Origin of the sequence: Gillisia mitskevichiae, assembly GCF_003634585.1 — a bacterium.
Taxonomy (GTDB): Bacteria; Bacteroidota; Bacteroidia; order Flavobacteriales; family Flavobacteriaceae; genus Gillisia; species Gillisia mitskevichiae.
In genome coordinates this window covers 49,767-66,906 of sequence record NZ_RBLG01000003.1, presented here as the reverse complement: position 1 = coordinate 66,906, position 17,140 = coordinate 49,767, and the positions used below count along the sequence as shown (strand labels likewise).

16 protein-coding genes and 2 pseudogenes are annotated in these 17,140 nt (G+C 32.3%); 15 read left to right on the top strand and 3 right to left on the bottom strand.

The genetic code is table 11. From position 1 onward, the window contains the following. Nucleotides 1-24: 24 nt before the first annotated feature. The 6 genes from BC962_RS11225 (at nt 25) to BC962_RS11200 (ending at nt 5,882) form a co-directional block, all read left to right on the top strand. Entirely contained in the window at nt 25-780 is a 756-nt protein-coding gene (locus BC962_RS11225; protein WP_121346124.1) for a response regulator transcription factor, read from the top strand. Beyond that, a complete protein-coding gene (locus tag BC962_RS11220; RefSeq protein ID WP_121346123.1) occupies nt 780-1,142 on the top strand; it encodes a response regulator transcription factor in 363 nt (120 codons plus the stop codon). The genes BC962_RS11225 and BC962_RS11220 overlap by 1 nt, the downstream gene beginning before the upstream one ends. 67 nt (nt 1,143-1,209) lie before the next feature. Continuing rightward, a complete protein-coding gene (locus BC962_RS11215) occupies nt 1,210-2,283 on the top strand; it encodes a HEAT repeat domain-containing protein (RefSeq protein ID WP_121346122.1) in 1,074 nt (357 codons plus the stop codon). Then, entirely contained in the window at nt 2,284-3,720 is a 1,437-nt protein-coding gene (locus BC962_RS11210) for a glycosyltransferase family 2 protein (RefSeq protein WP_121346121.1), read from the top strand. A 5-nt stretch (nt 3,721-3,725) separates the two neighbouring features. Beyond that, a complete protein-coding gene (locus tag BC962_RS11205; protein WP_183075500.1) occupies nt 3,726-5,576 on the top strand; it encodes a glycerophosphodiester phosphodiesterase in 1,851 nt (616 codons plus the stop codon). Nucleotides 5,577-5,660: 84 nt separating this feature from the next. Continuing rightward, a complete protein-coding gene (locus BC962_RS11200) occupies nt 5,661-5,882 on the top strand; it encodes a CDGSH iron-sulfur domain-containing protein (RefSeq protein WP_121346119.1) in 222 nt (73 codons plus the stop codon). Nucleotides 5,883-5,990: 108 nt separating this feature from the next. Here BC962_RS11200 and BC962_RS11195 read toward each other — a convergent pair whose 3' ends face one another. After that, the gene (locus tag BC962_RS11195) at nt 5,991-6,581 is read right to left on the bottom strand and encodes an HD domain-containing protein (protein WP_121346118.1); all 591 of its coding nucleotides are present in this window, start codon (nt 6,579-6,581) and stop codon (nt 5,991-5,993) included. Nucleotides 6,582-7,201: 620 nt separating this feature from the next. On the opposite strand from BC962_RS11195, the gene BC962_RS11190 reads away from it, so the two are divergent. Next, a complete protein-coding gene (locus tag BC962_RS11190) occupies nt 7,202-9,049 on the top strand; it encodes an adenylate/guanylate cyclase domain-containing protein (protein WP_121346117.1) in 1,848 nt (615 codons plus the stop codon). Nucleotides 9,050-9,093: 44 nt separating this feature from the next. Next, nucleotides 9,094-9,705: a hypothetical protein gene (locus BC962_RS11185; protein ID WP_121346116.1), complete on the top strand. Its 612-nt coding sequence runs from the start codon at nt 9,094-9,096 to the stop codon at nt 9,703-9,705. Between the two features lie 322 nt (nt 9,706-10,027). On the opposite strand, the gene BC962_RS11180 is transcribed toward BC962_RS11185, so the two are convergent. Beyond that, on the bottom strand, nt 10,028-10,237 hold the full coding sequence (locus BC962_RS11180) for a hypothetical protein (RefSeq protein WP_010228566.1): 210 nt from the start codon (nt 10,235-10,237) through the stop codon (nt 10,028-10,030). Nucleotides 10,238-10,849: 612 nt separating this feature from the next. On the opposite strand from BC962_RS11180, the gene BC962_RS11175 reads away from it, so the two are divergent. Further along, a complete protein-coding gene (locus BC962_RS11175) occupies nt 10,850-12,004 on the top strand; it encodes a porin (RefSeq protein ID WP_121346115.1) in 1,155 nt (384 codons plus the stop codon). 215 nt (nt 12,005-12,219) lie between these two features. Here the strand turns inward: BC962_RS11175 and BC962_RS11170 are convergent, their stop codons facing one another. Continuing rightward, nucleotides 12,220-13,065 (bottom strand): universal stress protein, encoded by an 846-nt coding sequence (locus BC962_RS11170; RefSeq protein ID WP_121346114.1) that lies wholly within the window; start codon nt 13,063-13,065, stop codon nt 12,220-12,222. A 345-nt stretch (nt 13,066-13,410) separates the two neighbouring features. Between BC962_RS11170 and BC962_RS11165 the strand changes: the two genes are divergently transcribed. From BC962_RS11165 to BC962_RS16510, 6 genes and pseudogenes are all read left to right on the top strand, one after another. Beyond that, a complete protein-coding gene (locus BC962_RS11165; RefSeq protein ID WP_121346113.1) occupies nt 13,411-14,004 on the top strand; it encodes a hypothetical protein in 594 nt (197 codons plus the stop codon). A gap of 797 nt (nt 14,005-14,801) precedes the next feature. Then, nucleotides 14,802-15,026 carry a hypothetical protein gene (locus BC962_RS16605; RefSeq protein ID WP_317127958.1) on the top strand — a complete coding sequence of 75 codons (225 nt, stop codon included), beginning with the start codon at nt 14,802-14,804 and terminating at the stop codon, nt 15,024-15,026. A 53-nt stretch (nt 15,027-15,079) separates the two neighbouring features. Then, nucleotides 15,080-15,295, top strand: a complete 216-nt coding sequence (locus tag BC962_RS16600; protein ID WP_317127957.1) for a hypothetical protein — start codon at nt 15,080-15,082, stop codon at nt 15,293-15,295. Between the two features lie 358 nt (nt 15,296-15,653). Continuing rightward, nucleotides 15,654-15,812, top strand: a pseudogene (locus BC962_RS11150) (TolC family protein); the annotation flags it as partial. 252 nt (nt 15,813-16,064) lie between these two features. Beyond that, nucleotides 16,065-16,724 carry an IS1634 family transposase gene (locus tag BC962_RS11145; RefSeq protein ID WP_317127960.1) on the top strand — a complete coding sequence of 220 codons (660 nt, stop codon included), beginning with the start codon at nt 16,065-16,067 and terminating at the stop codon, nt 16,722-16,724. A gap of 22 nt (nt 16,725-16,746) precedes the next feature. After that, nucleotides 16,747-17,085, top strand: a pseudogene (locus tag BC962_RS16510) (IS1595 family transposase); the annotation flags it as partial. Nucleotides 17,086-17,140: the final 55 nt, after the last annotated feature.

Below are 17,140 nucleotides of genomic sequence, written 5' to 3'. Positions count from 1 at the left end.
TTTAAGCCCAAATCGCCGAGACCTATGAAAAACCTACTGGACTCCCCTGAAAAGGATGCTACTGTTATCCTTGTGGAAAGCAATTTACTGGAACGCGAAAAATTTAACCGAATCTCTGTTTTGGAAGGGTGGAAATTGGTTATTTGTGATGATGGTTTAGATGTTATCCAGTGGTTAAATGATAACAGCAATGCCGATTTGCTTGTGATCGAAGAAAATTCCTCTCCAATTAATGGGTATCAAATAGCCGATTATATTAAATCTGAACTTGGCTTAGCCATGCCGGTGATAATTTCTACAGGAAAAACACCAATTAAGCAGGAAAACAGAATGTTATCTTATGTGGAAACTACTATAAAAAAACCATTTATAGAAGGAATTACTGTTTTTCAAATTAGAAAGACTTTAGCCAAAGCTGTAGAAATTTCTCCGAAGCAAAATGATTATTACTCCCTTAATTATTTAAATGAACTTTCAGGAGGGGATAAGCAATTTATTCAGGAAACTATAGAGCTATTTAGTTCTACAATTAATTTGGAATTAAAAACTTTAAATGAATCTTTAGGCCAAAAAGATTACCTTAGAATACGGGAAATAGCCCACGGTATAAAGCCTTCTTTCGATATGATTGAAAATGAGAAAGGTAAAGCAATCTGTCGCTTATTAGATTCTGAGGCCAATGAAAAAGACATGTCTAAACTTGTAAGTGAACTTAATGCAGAGTTTGCAAATATTAATAAGCAATTAATAAACGACTTTCCCGAGTTAAACTTGAGATAATGAAAAAAATATTAGTAATAGAAGATAATGCAATGGTTATTAAATCCTTGGAATTTAAATTAAAAAAGGATGGTAATGATGTAACAATTGCACATGATGGCCGAGAGGCGATGAAATTGTTAAAGGATAATAAATACGATTTAATATTAACAGATCTCATGTTGCCATTTGTAACCGGAAATGAATTAATAAGTTATATTAAAAAAAACACCCCAGATACTCCTATTATAGTTCTTTCTACATCAACCCAAGAAAATATTATTATGGATGCTTTTAATATGGGGGTAGACGACTTTATAACAAAGCCTTTTAGTCCCAATGAATTATCTCTAAGAGTAAAACGTTTATTAATTAAAAATTAAAAGCATACTAAAGATCTATTTATTGATGATTTTTTAGATTACCCCACTTACAATCTATAATTCTCTTATGTTTAATTTTGAAAATTTCAACTTCTATTTGTTTCTGGATTCTACTCCATGGATAATGAAATTGAATATATTTATTGCTCTTTTCTTTATATCTCTGGCTTTAATTTTCTTTATTTCTATTATTTGGATCCGCATTTTTAAGATTTATAGAAATGAGAAAAAGAGAAAGCAACAAGGCCTGTTAATAGACTTTTTGAATTCCTATTTGTTTGATGAGGATTTTAATAAGGAACTAGAAATTAAGAATTTCAAAGAAAACCATTTAAAGACTCCTTTAGAAATTAAAGTAACTATTAAGGAGATATTACATTTCCATGAAAATTTAAAAGGTGAATCTGCACGAGACCTAGAGGTTTTATTTAGAAATTTGGGCTTGGTGGAGTTCACGTTGATGGATTTAGATGATGGCCGCTGGTTTACCACTGCAAGAGCTATAAATGCCTTGTCTGAGCTTAGTATAGAAGTACCGAATGATAGAATAGAAGCGTATCTAAACGAATCTAGAAATGAGGTTAGACAACAGTCTCAATTATACTTTCTAAAGTTAGCTAAAGAGCAACCTTTGAAATTCCTAGATAAAACAGTAAGACCATTAACCACATGGCAACAGATTTATATAGAAAATGCATTAAAGAATTTTTATAAAGGTCCTGCCCCAGATTTTTCGCAATGGTTAGATCATGAATTAACGAGTGTCGTAGAATTTTCAATTAGAATGATTGCGAGATATAACCAATTCGAGAATATTCCTAAATTAATTCCTTTCCTTAAATCAAAAAATGACACTTTAAAATGCGAGGCTATAAATTCTCTTACCAATTTAGAAGACACAGGATTGCTAGAATTATTAATTCCAGATTTTTCAGAAAATAGTAGAATTATAAAATTACAAATTTTGGAGGCTGTAAAACAATTGGGTAGTTATGAGGACTTAAAGAGGGTAGGAGCGCAATTAGCACCTATAGATTGGGAATTGAGAATAAAATATCATAATATAGAACAAGGCTTTCTTCCAGAAAAAAAAGAACTCATATATTCGCAGTTCATGTTAGAGAAGAGATTCGAGATATAAATGGGTTCAAATTTAAGTCAGTTTACAGAAATAGCAAGTTGGTTTTTTTTGATTTATGGATCAATAATAATTAGTGGCTATTTATTTACTGCCATCTATTCTCTTATAGAAATAAGAGATTATAAGCGCAGGAATAACTTTGAAGATGATATAGCGCTTCTACAATCTCTAAATCTTCCAGCCATATCCATATTAGCACCCGCTTTTAATGAGGGATTGAATATTGTTGAAAATGTTCGTTCCCTGCTTACAATTAACTACCCTTCTTTTGAGATTGTAATTATTAATGATGGAAGTAGCGACAATTCTATGGAATTGCTTTTCGCAGAATATGAACTTGAAAAAAAGGATATTCTTTATCATAACTTCGTTGAAACAAAGGATATAAAAGGTATTTACAAATCCAAAAACAAAGCATTTAAAAATCTTACTGTTGTAGATAAAGTGAATGGAGGTAAAGCCGATGCCTTGAACACGGGAATAAATATTTGCCAAAACAGTGTTATTTGTTGCATCGATGTAGACTGTATTTTGGAGAATGATGCCATGCTTAAACTGATTAAACCATTTTTAAATAACGGTAATAAGGTAATTGCCTCTGGTGGAGTTATTAGAGTTGCTAATTCTTGTGTTATAGAAGATGGAAGAATTATTGAAGTTAAATTACCAGATACATTTGTTGCTAGAGTTCAAGTTTTAGAATATTTCAGAGCTTTCTTAATGGGACGAATGGCGTGGTCTAGAGTAGATGGATTACTTCTAATTTCTGGAGCATTTGGTATGTTCGATAAACAGATTGTTATAGAAGCAGGAGGATATAATACCAATACTGTTGGGGAAGATATGGAGTTGTTAGTGCGTATGCGTAGAATGATGCAAGAGCGAGATGAACCGTACACCGTTGGCTTTGTGCCAGATCCCTTGTGCTGGACAGAAGTTCCCCAAACTTGGAAAGTATTACAGCGCCAACGTAATAGATGGACCAGAGGTACAGCCGAGACTCTGTGGATGCATAAGAAAATGATGTTTAATCCTAAATATAAAGTGCTAGGAATGTTAAGCACTCCATTTTGGTTCTTTTTTGAATGGTTAGCGCCTCTAATTGAATTTACCGGAATTTTATTTTTTATTATTCTATTTATATTTGGACAAGTAAGCTGGCAAATATTTTTAACCTTCTTTTTAGCCGTTTATAGTTTTGCAATATTGTTTTCTGTTACTGCTTTATTTTTTGAAGAATATTCATTTCAACAATATAAAAAGCCTAGTTATATCTTTAGGTTAATTGGGACAGCGATGTTGGAACCTATTATTTATCATCCGGTAATTATGTGGTCTGCAGTTATGGGTAATTTCGATCTACTAAGGGGAAAAAACAGTTGGGGTGTAATGAGTAGGGCCGGATTATCCAATCCTGTTAAAAAACAAAAGAAATAAATCTAGTGGTTCTATCCTTCAAAATAGTTAGAATTGTTGCTCTAAGTGTCACACTATTTGGAGGTGTACAAGACCTTTTTTCACAAGTAAATGTTCCTTCATATAATTATTCCGATTGTGATTTTGAAGTTATTGGGCATAGAGGATATTCAGATGTATATCCTGAAAACACACTTTTAAGCATAGAGGAGGCTTTTAAACGTGGAGTTAAATATTGTGAGATCGATATTAATATAACATCAGATGATGTGTATGTATTATATCATGATCAACCCACCATGTATAGAGCTAGTAGTGGCCAAGGATATGTAGTATCATCCACTTATGCTGAATTATTAGAATTGGATTTTGGAAGATGGAAAGGAAGCCAGTTTACCAATACCAAAATAGCGACTTTAGAAGAAGCTTTAATTTTAGCTGAAAAATATGATGCATATCTATATTTAGATACTAAAAAAACAGATCATGAGCTCATGTGTAGAGTGCTTCAAAACTCGAAAGTGGATCCTAAAAGGATGCTCCCAGCCGTGGCTTCCATAGATGAGGCTAAAAAATTTAAAGCCTACTGTCCAAATTCATCATTCATTTATTTTGGAGGATTACCAGAGAACATAAATGATAATAATTGGTATAAAGAAATGGTTGATCTAGGCTGTGTGATCTTTGAAACATATTATACGTTTGCTTTAGATGAAACCAACGAAGACTTTAAAACCTTTCTTTCTAAAGTTCACGAAAACAACGCAAAGGTTTGGGTATTTACCTCTAATAATATAGAGGAAATAAAGAAATTAAAAAATGCTGGAGTGGATGGAGTGGAGTCTGATATTGCTACATCTGCATTAAAATCTATTTGCGAAGGAATAGATCTAGATACGCAACCAATAAGAGCAACTACCGGAAATTGGAATTTTGATAAAGGCAACTTATATAGTACAGGAGTAGGAAGCCAGCTACGGCATTTAAATTATACTAAAGATTATGCATATCAACCTGTGCAGTTTGGGACTACCAGTACTTTTAATATTAAACCTATAAATGGAATAGAAGCACCAATAGCTAAAATACCAGCCTTCGATCCTAATAACGGATTATTCATTTTCACCAATTTCACTTCAGGTTTAGACGCTAATCTACATTATAACTATACTCTTATAATGGATATTTATATTCCGAAAGAAAGTAGTGGTCAGTATATAAGTCTGTTTCAAACAAACCCAGATAATGATAATGATGCCGAATTATTTATTGATTCTGGAGGAATAGGAGTAAGTAACGAATATCATAATCCCTTAAAACCAGAAACCTGGTATAGGTTAGGAATTGTGGTTTCAGAAAATGAGATTAATAAATATATTGACGGGAAATTTATAGGAAAGAACGAAATTTCTGGAGGTAGGTGGTCTGTATACAATGTATTTGCAGGTGGACAAGATCAAGGATTTTCACTTTTTTCAGACAATGATAATGAAACTTCTGAATTCTTTGTAAATGCTATTCAGCTTAGAAATTATTCTATGAAAGCTGAAGATATTGCCATTTTAGGAAATGTGAATGCTAAAGGAATCCCAATAGGAAATTCTGGAATTTATAACGTAAAGGCCACAGGTGAAATAGCATCAAGTATTGTAAATTGGGATAAAAGAGAGGTATATATAAAGTTTTCCACTAATGTAGACCTTTCTAAAACTAAATTGTTTTTCGATATCCCATATGGAGCTAAAAGCTCAATTGAATCTGGATCTTTAATAAATCTCACTCCGCTAAATAAGAAGTACGAAATACTTACAATAAGTTCTGAAGATGGAAATTCAACAACTAATTGGACCCTAATTCCTATTTTAGAATCTAATTAGTTTTTAAAATTAAAGTTCTAAAAAAATAATTTTGAATCAATATTCATATGAATCGCATGAATTTAATCACTCTAAATATATAATATGTCTAAAACAACTTTAAAAGTAAACAACAACGGATCACTTAAGATCTCAGGAGATTTTGAGATCGTAGATAAAGAAGGAAATGTATACGATCTGGCAGGAAGAGATGTGATCTCTCTTTGTAGATGTGGACTTTCACAGAATAAACCTTTTTGCGACGGAGCTCATAGAAATCATTTTGAACATGATGCAGTTGCATTTGCGTTGCCTCCAAAGAAGTAAATATTAAATTCTAATAATAGCTTGATAAGCTTCAGCACTAATAGGTGCTGTAGCTTTCTTTTAATCTCAAGAGCTATTTGTATTTAGGCTTAGGACTGAAAGAAGGTTTTACTTGATTTTCTTCAATTTATCCTCAATTAATTTCAAATTTTCAAGCTTTTTTGGTTCACGGTTTTGCCTGCAATAACTAGTATGATAACTATGTTTAGAAATAAAATCATATTGTATTTCATTCCACTTCTCCTGGCTTAATTCTGGCTGATAATGCAATAGTTCCAGATATAATTTTTCGCTCCAATGAAAAAAATCATCGGTACCAAGATATTCCAAATCGGCATCTGCAAGAATTGCAGCTAAGTGTGAAGTAGGGTTTTGTGGGATCTCTGTAGCTTTCATCATCTCACAGATCTTTGTTATTTCCTCTGGTTTTAATCCAAATTCCTTTAATTCTTTGGTTGCGATGATACAGCTTAATTTTTCATGCTCCTCTCTATTTATTATAAAACCTATATCATGGTAAAGAGCTGCAATTTTCAATAAAAACAATTCGTTCTCTTCCAAATTCTCCATTTTAGCTATATAAATAACTTTTTCTAATACATATTTGGTATGTTCTGGACAATGATAATGAAGCCATAAAGGTAAATTTTGTTCCAGATTGGAAATCACCTTTTTGTAAATAGGAAGAAACTTATCCATTAAACGAATCTTTTGATCTGCGTTCCAATTTTTTCTATAAGGTATAGATTTGAAATAGTATAAACAATATGTTGGTTTATAAAAGACCAACTAAAACATTTAAAATCAACTTAATGTGAAGCTTATAAAATTCAAATTTGTTAATAATAGATGAGTATTTACTTCTAAAGTAACCAAATTACCACAATATTTACTTCGTAAATAATTTTAATTCACTTTATAAACTTTTGATTTGTTAAGGGAACTCATGGAAAATGGTAATATAAAATTTGCATGAGTTTTCAATTTTAAGTTTTTTTTGAAAGAAATGTGTAGTTAGAAGCGTTTTGAAGCTGTTCACCGAAAATCTCTTTTTTAATATTTATATCTTCACTACCTTGATAATCAGTAATTTTAATGTGATCTTATTTTTATTATGAATAGAGTTTTACATTATAATTTATAATAGAACTACCTATTTGATCCCTTATTTGTAGTTCAAAGAACCCTCTCCCCACAATTCGTTCATTCTAAAGTATGCAATGCAAAAAATTAAAATTCATTAGATAGAATTATAATTAAGCTATTGATAAAATATTTTAGAAATACCCTAAAAATGGGATCTAATTTAATTATTACATATGAGAAGACAGTATTCCTTTTTGGTTCTAATAGCAATTTTACTTTGTTGTGGAAACAGTACTGCTCAAAAATCTGGAATTTCTGATAGTTTAAAGAACATATTTAACTCTCGAGCAGGAAAACCAGTCGATTTGGATTTATTATGGGATATAGCTAATAATGAAGAAGAGCCCGATAGTGTAACAAAATATTCTAAACTGTTAATAACACATGGGATAGCTATAGGGAATGACGAAAAAGTATATAGTGGATATCGCCAACTTGGAAATGGATTACGTCTAAAAGGGGACCTTAAACAAGCATTAAAAGCATATTTTAAAAGCTTGGATTATGCCAATAAAATTAAGGATAAGAAGGGAATCGCTTACAGTAATATTGAGATTGGGAATGTTTATTCATTAAGTGGAAATACTTCTAATGCAGATCTTTATTATAATAAAGGTATAGATGAGTTGCGAAGCGGAGAAGATTCAACCTCTTTGGGTAGTGCACTTTTTAATGCCGGAGATGAATACTTACGTATAGGGAATTTAGAAAAAGCTAAAATTTTCACTAAGGAAGCAGAGCTTATTTTTGAGAAAGTAAATTATCCCTTGGGACGGGCTTATAGTTTGGGAAATCTTGGTAGAATTAATGCTGAATTAGGTAATGATGATTTGGCAGAAGAGAATTTAAACACTGCTATAATATTGCTTGAAGAGTTAAATGCCCATAATGCTATTGCCGAATTCCTTGTTTCTCTCTCCGATGTATATTCGGAAAAAGGAGATATGGATAAGGCATTTCGCTATGCTAGCAGAAGTTTGGAAATTTCTAAGAAATATGGTTTTAAGAATTATATAGCAGATGCCTATCAAAAACTTTCAGAATTATATGAACAAATAGGATATACTGCAAAATCTTTTCAATATTATAAGGATTATATAACGTATCGCGATAGTGTAAGAAATTTAGAATCTATCCGAGAAATGGCCAATTTACGTACAGATTTTGAGATCTCCCAAAAGCAAACCGAAGTCGATTTATTGAATCAACAGAAAAAGAATCAACAGAATATAGTTATAGGAGTTTTAGTTGCGCTATTCCTCTTAATGCTCTTAGCATTTGGGTTATATAGAAGAAATAATTTTATTAGACGCACCAATTTAATTATTGAACGTGAAAAGATCCGGTCTGAACATTTATTGAGAAATATTCTTCCAGAAGGAACGGCTCTCGAGCTTATGGAAACAGGAAAAGTTAAAGCCAAAAAGTTTGATTCAGTTAGTGTTTTATTTACAGACTTCGTGGATTTTACACATTTTTCGGAGAGTCTCTCTCCGGAAGAATTGGTGAAAAGTGTTGATTTCTATTTTTCAAAATTTGACAAAATTATTGAAAAGCACGGTTTGGAGAAGATCAAAACAATTGGGGATTCTTACATGTGTGCTGCAGGGGTTCCTTATCCTATGGAAAATCATGCCGTTGCAATGATGTATGCAGCGCTTGAGATATTAGAATTTGTGGAAGAGACAAAAAGAGATAATTTGGGTATTGGAGCTCTTTTTGAAATTAGAATTGGGATCAATAGTGGTCCATTAATAGCAGGAGTAGTGGGGAGCAAAAAATTCGCTTATGATATTTGGGGAGATGCAGTTAATATTGCTTCACGAATGGAATCTTGTTCCGAAATTGGAAAGATCAATATTTCCGAAGATACCTATCATTTGGTGAAAAGTACCTTCTCCTGTAAGGAAAGAGGTAAAATAAAAGTGAAAAATAAAGGCATGATACCCATGTATTTTGTGGAAAACCTTAAGGATACCTCGACTTTAAAGCATAATGGAATGTCCACTAATATGAGCTAAAAAATCAAATAGATTTTTTTAATAAACAACCAAAACTTAAAATCATGAAAACGAAAACATTACTAAAACGTACAATTAAATTCGCTGGCTTATTAACAATCTTTCTTGTTTTAATTTCATTCAAAAGTGAAGAGCCGGTTTCATACGGTTCTATCGAGAACTCAGAACAGCTTATTTTTAACTCAAATAGTAGCGCTAACTTGGAATTAGGAATTATGGATAATGAAGCAGAGCTGGTTTCTAAGGATGCGTATGTGCTTTTAACTATAGATACAGGAAAAATAAATGAGCGTAATTTAGATTCTACAGTGGTATTTTCTAATGTGGAAGGTAATTCGGTGACAAATTCTGGAAGCCCAAAAGACTTTGTAACTACTGTTTATAAGAACATGAAAATTTACTGGAGTGGAGAGCCTAAAGATGGCAATAGTAATGCTGTAATCGAGATTTTAGATATTGAGAGAAAACCGAATGGTGGCGCAAAAATTCTTAGATTTAGCACGAAAAATCATCAAAAAAAAGGTTTAGAGATGAAAATTAAAAATAAAGACGTAGAAGGAGAAGAACTTTATAATGTTAAATTTAGTATTACTGAAGGGAATAACATAAAGTATTTTACAGTTGACCCTAAATTACAGATGGGACTAGGAATTTAATCTGATTATAATTATCATAGGTTTCCTAAGAACTATCCCGCAACACTAATTATCCTAGTTTAAATAATATTTAAACATTATAAGTGGGTGATATTATACTGAATAGTAATATAGCAGCTTGTGAGTATTCGATTTTAAGTTGAAGACGCAACTTGAAGGAAAGAAACCAATATTAATAATTTATCTAAGTTGGTAGAAGAATTATTGGGATCCTACTTAATGAAATTGGATTTGTATTAAGAAACGAACAGGCTCTACTAAGGCCTTCTTTTCCGGGATGTGTATATTTTACTATACACATCCTAAAAATGAATGTGGAATGTTAACTTACTCCGGGGATCTCAATCATTTTACCTTTCTTGGATTCCCCTAGAACTGTAACTTCTTTGTTTTTTCGATACTCCTCTATAGCAAGAATTAGTTGCTCCTTAGTATCTCTGCGAATTTTTATTGCAGTTCTTTGATTTTTATTTCGAACTTCTATATAAAATCCGTCTCTTAAATCTTTTGGTTTAGTGGAAGGTCTTCCCATATTTGCTATTTCAATGATTACATATTATGTAACCTAAAGGTTTAATTATTAAACATATAATAAAAAAAGGAAGAAAAGAAATTTTATTGAACATCATTACTTCCCAAGCCAATATTTATTCATCTATAGGGCAATCTATGCGTCTTGTTGGATTTCGATTTACAAAAGGACTAAGAAAGTCTTACAAAAATTGGCGTTTTCTTTAATTAAATGCAAAGGTAAGTATTTCTCCTGTAATTTCCGCTTAATTAGGCGTTATCAATACAACTTTTTCATAAATAAATTTAGAAAAAGAAAATTAATGTTTATAAAATATAGGAGGTACCAGAGGTATAAACAAAAAGTATTTCCTGAGTTGAATCCCAGTATATGAGGGATTAGGTATGTTTTTATACATATGAATTATTTAAAAGAGAAGATGTAAGACCAAATGGGTTAAGATTTTATAGAAGAAAGCAGAACCTAATCTTTAAACTTTCCATTTTAAATTATATTATGTAGTTTTATGAAGATAATCCTATTTTACATTTTCTATTGAACTAAAGGCAATGTAATGATGGTAATCCTTCCTAGTTTTTAGTTCAAAATTTGCTGATAATTCTAAATTCATTTATGATAAGACCATTTTTTTTATTTCTTTTCCTATTATGTACCTTAACTGGATTCTCTCAAATAAGGGACAGTTTAGCTGAGCCTTTAATCTCTCTTGAAAAAGAAACACTTCTAAAAAATATAAATATCACTTTCGATATGCGTATGGAGTTTCAAGCCTATACCTTTAGGGGAGGTGATAGCTATTATAATGGTTTGCAGTTTGAAAATGGCTATACCGCTCTAGGGATTTCAGCAAAATTACATGAAAAGGTGGACTTTCATTTTAGAAATCGTTTTAATAAAGGTGGCGAAGTTCAATCCTTAGATCAATTAGGGAGCAATATTGAATTGGCTTACATTGATATTCAAGCCAGTCCAAGATTCAACCTAATTCTAGGGAAAACCTATGCGTTTTATGGAGGTTATGAATATGAGTTTCAAGCACTAGACGTATTAGAATATAATGATATTCAAAGCAATGCTTTGGCATTTGTAACCGGCGCAGGAATTACGTATCAAAATTCAAAACAGCATAAATTAGGATTCCAGATTTTAAATTCCCGAACCATGCTTTATGATGATCTTTATGGCGATGTGGTTGCAGAAAATATTCAGGAACCCGATTGGCCAGTGGCTTTTGTTGGGAACTGGAGAGGAAGTTTTTTCGAGGAGAAATTTCAAACAATTTATAGTTTAAGTTATTCGAATCAGGTGAAAAAAAGAGGGACTTATTTTTTTACTTTAGGTAATAAATATCAAAACAAGAATCTCACCTTGATGTATGACTTTAATTATAGTTATGAAGAGGTTGATACTAAAGGCATTGTTACTAGTATTATTCAGAATGATGTGTTAGCAGAGGATGCCTTGTATATAGAGAACTGGTTGAGAGCAGAATATCAATTCAGTCCTAAATTTAGAGGATTACTAAGTCTAATGACTAGCAATGCTTATGGTGATTTTGAATCTGGCCGTGAGCTTTTAAGAACTAGTTACGGAATGGTTCCTACTGTATATTATAGTCCGTTTAAAAACCTTGACGTTCGGTTTTTCTTTGCTTATATTGGAAGATATTATGACTATTCTAATTTTGCAACAAAACAATTTAATGCAGCCAATTATAATAGAAATGAAGTAAGAATTGGTTTTATAGCTCCATTATTGTTGTTGTAAAGGGTGCAGTTGTTAGATCTAATTCTGAACATCTATTTCAGAAGTATCAGGCCTAATGCTTAAAAGAATATTAGAATTGGAATAAAAAAATACAATACCGGCTATTTAAAATAGACAGTAAATTTTTAAAGAAACTAAGTAATTTAATTAAATAATCAAGTCTAGGCAGACCATCGATAGCTTTTTAGCTCTGAAATTTAATTACCTCCTTATTCTTATTCCAATTCCTTTAAAATTAATACCGGCACCTTTGGACTAAAATTGATGTCTTCCTTACTTCGCTGTGAAAAGAGTTTACTAAAAAATCCCTGTTTTCGTTTATAAAGTGCGAGAAAATTACTTTCCCTACTTTCAATAAATAAATGTACACCCATAGTAAGGGTTGTCTGCGTGAGTTTATGAAAGCTAAAGTCAATGTCAGCAAAATAGGTTTTCAACGTTTCTTTATTTTGTTCCTGCTCTTTAGTGAGTGGTCTGTTATCGCTATTTATATATAAAATCCTGACGCTTGCATTTAAATAAATAGCCATTTCAATAAGGGCTACAATTTCTTTGTTTTTAAATGGAAATTTATAAGTGGTAGGAAAAACTATTTCTCTGTTGGATTCTGGAAGTTCTTGCATTTGTTCAGGTAGAACTAAAAAAGGACAATTTTCTACCTTCTCGGTCACTTCTGAAATTTCATTTTCAAAATCTGCGTTAATGGAAACATTTTCGCCACGGGAAACCATTAAAATCAAATCTATTTTATGAGTATCTATGCATTCTTGTATGGCTTCAGCTAGATCCTCATTTCGCGATATTGTTTCAAATTGATGCTTCTTGTTTTCTTGTCTAAATTTTAAACCTTGAAGAATCTTCTGTAGTCCTTTTTCCGATTCAGCCTTTGCTGCTTCAAGTTCGGTATTTTGATTCTTGCTTAGGGAAATCCTTGTGGGAACTTCATAAGTATTCAGAATAAAAAAAGTACAGGGGATATTTTTATAAAAATTTAAAGCATACACCAGGGTATTCCATGCATGTTTGGTAAAATTGGTAGGAATAAGAATTTTCTTTTCCATAGAATAATTTGAATTATTAAACGATTTCTGTAAATATACTAAAACTAATTACCCTATATTTCTATTTCCAAGCCGAAATACCTACTCTAAATTAGGGCAATAAGCGATCAACCAGTTGCATATTTGCTAATTAAATATTCAAAGCCTGATTCCAGCTTCGGCTAAAAAAAGATTTAGGATTCAATCAAATCTATTTTCTGTACTATAACACCAAGCCTGATTAAAAAAAGCCTAATCCAATGTGATTCGCTATCTTTCAGTTATTCTAAAGTTAAAAAAATAAGTATTTATTTATATAATGTTGTGTATTAATTTTTCGACAGAAGACTAAGTAAAAAGATAAAAATGTGGTGGCAATATGTTTTAGTTTTTATAGGTGCGTTATTGTTTGATATAGTTCCTTTTCCTTTTCCTCCTGCATTTACCATAATGATGTCTATTCAGATCATTTTTGGATTGAATGTTTGGGCAGTAATTATTATAGGCGTAGCTGGCTCGGTTTTAGGTAGATATATTTTGCTTTTATATGCTCCTTTATTAGCGAATAAGTATTTAAAAGAATCGAAGAATAATGACATTCAATTTATTGGTGATAAAATGAGAGATAATAAATGGAAGGGTCAAGTAATTATCCTTGCATATTCCTTATTGCCACTTCCAACTACACCACTCTTCTTATGGGCGGGCATTTCCAGATTAAAGCCCATCTATATTATTCCCGCTTTTATCATTGGCAAATTCACTAGTGACTCTATCGCATTACACTTAGGTAAATACGCATCGGAAAATATTGATAGTCTGATAGAGAATATATTTTCTTGGCAGTCAATTGCAAGTTTAGTGTTGAGTATAGTTTTTCTTTTCTGCCTTTTCTTTATAGACTGGCGAACGCTTATTCAAAATAAAAAGCTTGTGATAAATTTTAAAATATGGAAATAGCTAAACAGTTTTAAATAGATGTTATTAGTCTAGAATAGATTACTTCCCAATACAGAAGTTTTCAATTCCCGGTTTAACTGGGCTTAGCCAAAAACGAGGTGTAATCCAGGTACAAACCCATTTCTAACATCTTAAAATAACTACTAAAATGTTGCATAAAATACAGTCATTAAAAGATATTAGTAAAATAAGGCATTGAGCTAATATTGAGTTTATACTTCGAATTGGCTCAAAGTAGGACCCATCATAGAACAACTACTTAAAAATACTTCCAGGTACAAAAACTTACATTAGAAGCCTTACAAGATTTGCCATAGACCTAGAGAATGAACAAATCAAACAAGCCCTCTTAAAAAACAAAAACCTTCCAGTGACTAATCTTTGAAAATGGAGATACTAGAAAACAACTAATCGCACGAAGTAGGTGCCTACTCTATAAAGCCGGAAAAACCAACAATAAACCACACAAACCCTGAAAACGAAATAATAACTGCAAGTAATGTAAAATGGGGATGGTTATCCCTTGTAAGGAAATTAAAGTTCTGTGGGAGCAAATCCTGGAGAGACCCAACTGAAGCTTTAGTTTCAGGATTCTTATTGAAATTTTATGAAGGATTTTCTCAACACCACATATTTATAAACTAAGCTAAAAACGTCGTAGAATCATATATAAACAATAATCAATAAAAATTTAACTTCGAATAGTTCGGTTTGTTCGAAACCATAACTATTTTTTCCTGGATTTTACTGTGGGTGAGTTAATAATTATCGACAATGAGGAGAAAAAACAATTCGAAATGAAAGAAAAAATATGCAGAGAAAAAATAGACTTAGTTGAAAAACTAGGTGTGCATTTAGAGAATAGAGAACAGTTAGGTCCATTTGCGGCACGTATTTTAGCTTATATCATTCTTACAGGTAAAATAGGTACCACATTTGACGATATGGTGACAATCCTTCGCGCAAGTAAGAGTACTATTTCTACACACCTCAATCATTTACAGGATTTAAAAAAAAAATAGTTTATATCACAAAAACTGGAGATCGCAAAAGATATTTCATTATAAATAAGGATTTGATTGTTCAGCACATCGATGCTATGATAAATGAATTGCAAGAAGTTAAAGCGTTACATTTAGAAATAAAGAAATATAAAGAGACGATTAACACACAAAAAATTATAAATGAAGAAGAAAAATTCGATTTAAATTTTCATAATGACTATATCAAATTTTTAGATGAAGCAAGTATGTCAATAAAACAATTAAGAGAGAACCAGTTTAATATTTAAAGTCAGATTAAAAATGAAATCCAATAAAACTGAAAACCATCTAGTCACTAAGTGTATGCTTAGTCATTGTAAGTTGTAGTGATAAACAAGAAAACCCACAAGTTTCTCAAAGGCCACCTGTACCTTTTCCAGTAACACAACTGCAACCTAAAACAGTTACAGGATTTACAGAATACCCGGCAGCCAGTGAGGGCATAATAAACAGTGATGTTAGAGCTAAAACATCTGGTTACATTCAAAAAGTATTGGTGGACGAAGGGCAAAAAATTACGAAAATGCGAAGTGTTATATAAGTTAGAGACACAGCCGTTGAGTCAAGGTGCTGCAGCCGCAAAGCACTTATCAATGTGGCACAAGTAAAGCCAAGACTCAAAAAGAAGTTGCACTTGCACAGCAACAGCAAGCCTTACTTGAGTTTAAGAAGACCTTGTTGATTGCCGGGAGTGAAGTATCTAATGCGTTGTTTACCTTTGAATCTGAAACTAAAAAATTCGAGTTTAGAAAAAATGAAGTTGAAGAAAGTTACAACAATTAGTCTCGCTTGTAGACTAATATGAAGCGCTGCGCGGCGGATGGAGATAATATTAAATACTTAATAAACCTTTTTAACCAAAACTATGTACTCAATCCTAGTTGCGACAAATTTTTCTAAAACATCAGACAATGCTGTTCTGTATTCAGCATCATTAGCTCAACTGTTAAATACAAAACTGGTGTTTTTTAATGCTTTTAAGTTGCCCTCACTCACAGCACACAACGAACCAAAAAAATAAAGAAACAGATACTGACAAAAAAGCTTACTGATGGCCAAATGATCAAAATACCAAAGGCTGAAAAAACCCGTCTGATTTTTGCCTATTCGAACAATCGAGCGGCAAAAGATGAGCACAACCGAGAAAGAGGATTGCAGCGCCTGGAAAAGCGGATAAAATCTGGAAAGCTCACCAAATCCAACATCAACAATAAGGGTTACAATAAATATCTAAAAATGCAGGGAGATGTGACCATTGAAATTGATTATGAAAAATTCTGGAAAGACAACGCCTGGGATGGATTGAAAGGCTACGTAACCAATACAGGACTATCAGGTAAACTCGTAGTCGAAAATTATAAAAACTTATGGCATATTGAAAAAGCCTTCAGAATGTCAAAGACCGATTTACGAATACGGCCCATTTACCACAGATTGCGTCACCGGATCGAAGCCCATATCTGCATCTCATTTACGGCTTATAGTATTTACAAGGAATTGGAAAGGCAGCTCCATGCCGAAAAATCTACTATATCACTAAGAAAAGCAGCAGAACTCACACATAATATTTATCAAATAACTTATACCCTTCCTGATTCTAAACAAACTAAATCAAAGTTCCTGAAAATGGATGATCAGCAGGCTGAATTATATCAAATCATCGAGAAAAATTTCTAGGGTATTGCAACGCTGAAGATAGGAGAAAGCGGTCAAAGCCGTACAACTTCCCCTAGAAGGAAGGTCAGGCGCATGTAAGCCATGCGCATAGAGCATTTCTCGGTAAAGTCGCTACAATCTTTGTCAACAACATCAGTAGGGAGGCAAAGGTCACCACTGATAAATGGAAAGGAGACAGATCCATTGCAAAGGCCTATGATATCGATTAGATAGAAAGTAAGAACGGAACCAACTTCAGGGCCCTGCATACCATGAGACCACAGATAAAGTCATGGAGTCTTCGTTGAACAACCTTGATATCTACAGGTATTTCAACAAGTTCTGCTTTAGGAGCGATTGTTCCCAAAGCAAGGAAACCTGATAGAAAAAAATGATCAAGGCCCATAGAAAGGCGTATCAGAAACAAATTATAAGTA